General features: G+C 77.0%; 1 pseudogene. It reads right to left on the bottom strand.

The features are described 5' to 3' along the window. Positions 1-431 (bottom strand): annotated as a pseudogene (locus G3I60_RS44060) (adenylate/guanylate cyclase domain-containing protein); the annotation flags it as partial.

The raw sequence follows: 431 nt of genomic DNA, 5'->3' as shown, positions 1-431 counted from the left end.
TCCGTCCTTACGGACACCTCCAGCCGTACCAGCTCCGCCGCGGCGAACTCCCGGCCGATCACGGCGGCCAGGTCCACCACAGCGCGCTCGGTCCGGGCCAGCGCCCCGATCCGTGCGCCCAGCAGGGCCTGGAGCGTGGGCGGCAGCTCGCCTTCCGGCCCCGATGCGGCGGCCCGGTCGCCGACCAGGAGCTGTTCCAGGTAGAGCGGATTGCCCTCGGAGCGGGCCAGGAGCCTGTCGTCGGCCGGGGCGGGACGGCCGTCGAGCCGCGCCAGACCGGCGGCGAGCCGGGCCGCCTCTTCGCGGGGGAGACCGGTGAGCTGGAGGTGCCCCTGCTTCTTCTCCGCCGCCCCGGTGCCGTCCGCTCCGGTGCCGTCCGCCCCCGTGCCGTCCGCCCCCTCCGGGCGGCCCGCGCAGATCACCAGGACACG

It is taken from the genome of Streptomyces sp. SID13666 (assembly GCF_010548325.1).
Classification (GTDB): Bacteria; Actinomycetota; Actinomycetes; order Streptomycetales; family Streptomycetaceae; genus Actinacidiphila; species Actinacidiphila fildesensis.
This window is presented reverse-complemented; position numbering and strand designations above follow the sequence as displayed.